The sequence below is a fragment of the Embleya sp. NPDC005575 genome, from assembly GCF_040605455.1.
Lineage (GTDB): Bacteria > Actinomycetota > Actinomycetes > Streptomycetales > Streptomycetaceae > Embleya.
The window spans coordinates 1-5614 of the sequence record NZ_JBEXCV010000283.1 but is presented as its reverse complement, the minus strand read 5'-3'; the positions used below and the strand labels follow the sequence as shown (position 1 = coordinate 5614).

Annotated in this window: 7 protein-coding genes; 5 read left to right on the top strand and 2 right to left on the bottom strand. The window is 70.7% G+C overall.

Annotation, left to right across the window (positions count from 1 at the left end; all coding sequences use genetic code 11):
* Window positions 1-918: serine/threonine-protein kinase (locus ABZS54_RS41860; protein WP_355548356.1), on the bottom strand; the 918-nt coding region annotated here is incomplete at its 3' end.
* A 199-nt stretch (window positions 919-1117) separates the two neighbouring features.
* Here ABZS54_RS41860 and ABZS54_RS41855 point away from each other — a divergent pair.
* Both ABZS54_RS41855 and ABZS54_RS41850 read left to right on the top strand, forming a co-directional pair.
* Complete coding sequence (locus ABZS54_RS41855) at window positions 1118-1345, top strand: hypothetical protein (RefSeq protein ID WP_020548744.1); 228 nt, start codon at window positions 1118-1120, stop codon at window positions 1343-1345.
* A 131-nt stretch (window positions 1346-1476) separates the two neighbouring features.
* Window positions 1477-2052, top strand: coding sequence for a phosphoribosyltransferase family protein (locus tag ABZS54_RS41850; protein WP_355548353.1), 576 nt, complete (start codon window positions 1477-1479; stop codon window positions 2050-2052).
* Between the two features lie 48 nt (window positions 2053-2100).
* Here the strand turns inward: ABZS54_RS41850 and ABZS54_RS41845 are convergent, their stop codons facing one another.
* Window positions 2101-2424, bottom strand: coding sequence for a WhiB family transcriptional regulator (locus ABZS54_RS41845; protein ID WP_355548351.1), 324 nt, complete (start codon window positions 2422-2424; stop codon window positions 2101-2103).
* A gap of 302 nt (window positions 2425-2726) precedes the next feature.
* Here ABZS54_RS41845 and ABZS54_RS41840 point away from each other — a divergent pair, with 302 nt between their 5' ends.
* The 3 genes from ABZS54_RS41840 to ABZS54_RS41830 all read left to right on the top strand — a co-directional run.
* Window positions 2727-4619 (top strand): penicillin-binding transpeptidase domain-containing protein, encoded by a 1893-nt coding sequence (locus tag ABZS54_RS41840; RefSeq protein WP_355548348.1) that lies wholly within the window; start codon window positions 2727-2729, stop codon window positions 4617-4619.
* Window positions 4620-4886: 267 nt separating this feature from the next.
* Window positions 4887-5117, top strand: a complete 231-nt coding sequence (locus ABZS54_RS41835; RefSeq protein WP_355548345.1) for a hypothetical protein — start codon at window positions 4887-4889, stop codon at window positions 5115-5117.
* A gap of 122 nt (window positions 5118-5239) precedes the next feature.
* Window positions 5240-5614 (top strand): hypothetical protein (locus tag ABZS54_RS41830; RefSeq protein ID WP_355548342.1); only part of this gene is annotated, 375 nt, incomplete at its 3' end.

Below are 5614 nucleotides of genomic sequence, written 5' to 3'. Positions count from 1 at the left end.
CGGGCCGCCGTCGGTTCGGCCCGCGACCGAGGCCGAACCCGCCGCGGCCGCCGCAGCCGGCGTCGTCACCGACCCGCGGCTCGGTGTACCACGTTCCGCCTCGCGTTGACGGGCGATCGCGGCCAGCCGTTCGCGTACCTGTTCGGCGGACGGTCGCATCCGGGGGTCCTTGGACAGGCAGGCCGAGATCAACGGGACCACCTGCTCCGGTACACCCTCCAGATCCGGTTCCTCGTGCACGACGCGGTACAGCAGCGCGTCCACCGGCCCCGACCCGAACGGCGGTGCGCCGCGACCCGCGTAGGCCAGCGTGACGCCGAGCGCGAATATGTCGGTGGCCGGCGTCACGGTCTGTCCGCGTACCTGCTCGGGGGCCAGAAATCCCGGTGAGCCGACCGCGGTTCCGGTTACGGTCAGGGTGCCGGCGCCGTCCGCGTAGGCGATGCCGAAGTCGATGATCTGCGGTCCGTCGGGGGACAGCAGGATGTTGGACGGCTTCACGTCGCGGTGCACGACGCCGACCGCGTGCACCGACACCAGGCCGTCGGCCACCGCCGAGCCGACCCGCGCCAGATCCAGACAGCCCAGCGGGCCGCGCTCGCCGACCCGGCGCTGCAGCGAGGGGCCGGGCACGTAGACCGTGGCCAACCACGGGCGGTCGGCGCTCGCGTCGGCGTCCACGAGGGCGGCCGTGCGATTGCCGCGGACCATCCGGGCGGCGTCCACCTCGCGGGCGAACCGCGAGCGGAACTCCGGGTTCCCGGCCAGCTCTTGGCGGATCAACTTGAGGGCGACCCGGTTGCCGTGCCGGTCCACGCCGAGGTAGACCACGCCCATGCCGCCGGCCCCGAGACGACGCAGCAACCGATAGGAACCGACGATGCGCGGATCCTGCCGTCGCAGCCGCACCATCGTCATGTGTGCCCGATCCCCTCGCGTGGTGCCGTCGTCCGGGTGTCGTGTGCCCGAATCCCCTGTGTGCGACACACGTTAGAGGAACCCCGGCGCCCCGCGCGGTAAGGCGCCCCGGAGTCGGGGCCGGACCACCCTCATCGGGGAGAGGGTCGATGTCGGACCTGTGGGAGAAGATGGAGGTAATCGGTCGAAGGGGGCACAGATGAAGGGCGATCGGGTCGAGATAGTGGTCGACGCGGGCGACAGCACCAAGACCTACGAGATGACCGCGACGCGCGCGGGGCGCCGGCTGGATGTCGCGGTCCGCCGCGGCGTCGTCGAGGTGAGCGAACTGACCCGGACGGGCACGGTGGTGCGCACCGCGCGGTTCATGGCCAGTCGGGTGCTCGCGCTGGTCGAACAGCCGTTGGACCGCCCCGGCGCGGACTGAGCGCCCGCCGCGGCGGCCGGTCGAGTGCGGGTCGCCCGGGGCGGGTTCGCGAATCCGAACCGACCCGCACCGGTAGCCTTTCGGTCGAAGGTCCGGACATGCCGGTGCGGGACGGAACGGGGTGCGCCGAGGTGACGAGCCGTCAGGGCAGCGTGGGAGCCATCGCGCGGCGACTCGCGGACGCGTTCACCTGGCGGGAGACACCGTGGGGCACCTTCGCGGACGCCTCCGGCTGGTGGCACGACCCCGAGGTGCTGGCCATGCTCGGTCCCGGCCTCGGCGCGCTGCACGCGGATGCGCAGCCAACCCTGATCGTCGGCATCGAGACCCGCGGTCTGGTCCTGGGGCCGATCACGGCGCTGCACCTGGGCGTCGGCTTCGTCGAGATCCGCAAGGATCGGCGGATCGTCGGCGACGGCCGACGGCCCGGCGACGACCCCATGCTGCGCGCCGCCACCCCGCCCGAATACCAGGACGGCGGCCTCACGTTGGTGGTCCCGAGCCGGCTGTTTCGGCCGGGCGATCGGGTGCTCCTGGTCGACGAGTGGATCGAGACCGGTGCGCAGGCCAGTGCCGTGCGGCGGATGGTCACCGTGGCCGGCGCCGAATGGATCGGCGCGGCGGTCGTGGTGGACGCGTGCACGCCGCACGTGCGAGCCCGACTCGACGTGCGTGGGCTGCTCACCGAGGACGACCTGCCGGCCTGACTCCGGATCCGGCCGCGCGGGCGCGGGGCGCCCGCCTCCCGGGCGCGGTCAGGCCGCAGTCGTGGCTTTCTCCCGCTCGTGCTCGTGCTCGTGTTCCTGCTCCTGTTCGCGCAACAGCGCGGCACGTTCGGTCTCGCCCAGACCCGCCCACACACCCCGGCGTTCCGGGACCGACATCGCGTGCTCGTGGCAGCGCCGCCGCACCGGGCAGGAGATGCAGACCTTCTTGGCGACCCGCTCGCGCGCCCGACGCTCGCCGGGCCGCTCCTGGTCGTCACCGAAGAAGAGCCCGGCGTCCAGGCCCCTGCATGCCGCGTCCTCCTGCCACCCGTAACGCGGTGGTGTCGGTATGGCGATCCGTGTGGTCCCCATCGCCCCGTTCTCCTCCTGCTCGACGGTGCCAACGGTCAACTCGGGGCCCCCGACCCGGCAGACCCTCATGCTCCTACCGACGCACCGCATGGGGGACCGGTTTCCTCCGGTCGCGAATTCGGCTCCCGTTCGCCCAGGGTTGAGGGCGATCCCTCACCCGAGGTGTCCCGGGCACCTCAACAACCGGGTCACAAGTCGGTCGTACTCGTGCCCGATGGCCGACGTGCGTTCGCGGTCCGGGTAGCGTGACCGAAGACCTCCGGCGGGCTGTCGGGGGTTCGTGGACGTTCGGGAGGAATCTGGTGGGCAGCAAGATGCGGCGGATCCCGTCGGCCGTGCCGTTGGTGTTGTCCGTTGTCGTGGTGGCCGCGCTGACCTCGTGCAGCGGCGGTGGCGGCGAGAAGAAGGACACGTCCGAGACGACGGCCAGGAACTTCCTGACCGCGTGGCAGAGCGGCGATGCGGCCAAGGCCGCGTCCTTCACGGACAACCCCACCACGGCACAGGCCGGCCTGGAAACGACGGGCAAGCAGCTGGGCATCGTCAAGGCCGAGTACAAGCCCGGTACGTACACCAAGGGCAAGGACAACGCGCCCGCCACGCTCACCTACAACGCGACGCTGACCCTCAAGGGGGTGGCCGAGCCGGTCAAGATCGACTCGACCGTCCCGGTGGTCACCGCGAACGGCAAGAGCACCGTGCACTGGACCCAGTCCATCGTGCACCCCCAACTCGCCGACACCGGCAAGATCAAGCGTGATCGCACGCTGCCCAAGCGCGGCGAGATCCTGGACCGCTCGGGCAAGGCGCTGGCCACCTCGACGCCGGTGGTGGCGCTGTCCCTGTGGCCGGCCAAGATCACCAACCCGGACGCGCTGTACGCCGCGCTCGCCGATCCGCTGTTCGACCTGGACGTCCCCAAGCTCAAGTCCCGGGTCGCGGCCGCGGATCCGAACCAGTCGCTGCCGCTGGTGACCCTGCGCAAGGAGAAGTGGGACGGCAACGGTCAGCTCAAGCTGGCCGGCCTGGGCGGGATACAGGTCAAGGAGAGCACGCAGCAGGCCAGTGACGTGGCGAAGCAGATCGTCGGTACGGTCGGCTCCGGCGACAACGCGGATCTGCTCAAGAACGCCGACCCGAGCGCGTCCTCCGTGGACTCGGTGGGCGCCTCCGGCCTGCAATATCGCTACGAGAAGAAGCTGGCCGGCACCGCGGCGCTGAAGATCAGCATCGTGGACGCCGCCGGTGCGGAGAAGACGACCCTGGTCGACGTCAAGAGCAAGCCGTCCGAGCCGCTGAAGACCACCCTGGACCCGAACACCCAGAAGCGGGCCGAGGAGGCACTCAAGGCGGTCACCGGCGGCAACAACGCCTCGATCGTGGTGCTCGACGCCAAGTCCGGCGGCATCCTGGGTGCCGCGAACACCCCCGCGAACGGCGACAACCGCGCCTTCACCGGTCGGTACCCACCGGGCTCGACCTTCAAGACGGTCTCCTCCGGGGCGCTGCTGCGGGCGGGCCTCAAGCCGACCGACAAGGTGCCGTGCGAGAACACGCTCGTGGTCAACGGCCAGACGTTCAAGAACTACGACGGTCTCCAGCCGATGCCCAACGCGCTCTTCCAGGAAGACTTCGCGCAGTCCTGCAACACCGCGTTCATCGGCAACCGGTCGAAGATCGAGAACGACACGCTGAACAAGCTGGCGGGCGAGCAGTTCGGGATCGGCGCCAAGTGGGACGTCGGCACGGTGACCTTCGACGGTTCGGTGCCCCCGGCCAACAGCGAGAACGACAAGGCCGCGTCGATGATCGGCCAGGGCCGGGTGCTGGCCAGTCCGCTGGTGATGGCCTCGGTCGCCGCGACGATCGCCTCCGGCAAGTTCAACCAGCCCGTGCTCGCGCCGGACGACGTGCCCGGTCGGGTGCCCTCGCACGACTTGGACCCGGCGATCGCCGGTCAACTCAAGTCGCTGATGCAGGGCGTGGTGGCCAACGGCTCGGGCAAGATGCTCCAGGGCATCCCGGGCACCGTGGGCGCCAAGACCGGTACCGCCGAGTTCGACGACAAGGGCGAGACCCTCACGCACGGCTGGATGATCGCGTTCAAGGACGATGTCGCGATCGCGGTTCTGGTCGAGAAGGGCAAGTCCGGCGGCTCGGCGGCGGGACCGGTGGTGAAGGCATTCTTCGGCTGACCCGCTCCTGATCGCATCCGGTGGCGAGTCGTTCGTCCCACCCGGGTAGACGACTTCATCCACATGCGGGGGGACTTCCCCCACACGATCGACGACACGGCCCCGGCGCGCGACGTGCTCCGGGGCCGTGTCGTGCGTCGGGGCGCGCCTTGTGCGCTCCCTGTGCCTCCGGAGACACCTGGACACGGTCCGTAGGCGATGCGAGCGTGAGTGGCGACCGGCAATGACAGCGGCGATCGTTTTCGCTCTCCGAAGGGAGTCGACGTCATGTCGAACAATGTCACTCTGGTGGCCCGGGTTCCGGTGCTGCCCTCCGCCGACGCGGACCGTCCGATCGAGCTGAGATTCGGTCCGCACACCGACGCCGAAGGCCGCCCCACCGACGAGTGGACGGTCGAACGACTGACCGCGGACCAGGCCGTCAATCTGGTCGAGGACCTGGCCGCGACGCTGGGCCTGAGCGTGGTCGCCCCGGCCGAGCTTCGGGTGGTGTCCTGACGGGATCGCACCCCCACCCGTCCCACTCGCGTGGCGCACTGACGTGCGCCGTACGGGTGGGACGCGTGCGTGTGACGGCGCTTTCGGGCCGGTGGGCCGTCGCGGCGCCGCACAATGGCCGCGTGAGCAGCAAGATCGCAGCACTACCGACATCGGCCGCCGGTGGCGAGTCGCCCACCCGCGCGGAATCCGCCGGCCGCCGCGAGCCGCTCTACGGCCCGGTCGGCAAGCGACGCAAGGAGGCGGACCCGCAACCGACGGGGCCGCGGGTACGGATGCTCCTCCCGGACGGACAACACCTGGAGGTCACCCTGGTGAGCTGGCATCAGTACCGGGACGGCAGTTGGCGCGCCCGCGTGCGCTGGCCCGTCTGGGGGGCGTACGGCTTCGCCGCGGACGTGCAGACCAGAGCCTGGGCGATGGAGTCGTTCGTGCCCGCGAGCGTGCTGGGCCCGCTCGACGGCCAGGACTACGGCATCGTCCGGCGCGATCGACCG

What these genes read in the sequence shown, in the direction of transcription:
- ABZS54_RS41845 (WP_355548351.1), bottom strand. Translation starts at nt 2,424, where the DNA reads ATGGGGACCACACGGATCGCCATACCGACACCACCGCGTTACGGGTGG.
- ABZS54_RS41855 (WP_020548744.1), top strand. Translation starts at nt 1,118, where the DNA reads ATGAAGGGCGATCGGGTCGAGATAGTGGTCGACGCGGGCGACAGCACC.
- ABZS54_RS41835 (WP_355548345.1), top strand. Translation starts at nt 4,887, where the DNA reads ATGTCGAACAATGTCACTCTGGTGGCCCGGGTTCCGGTGCTGCCCTCC.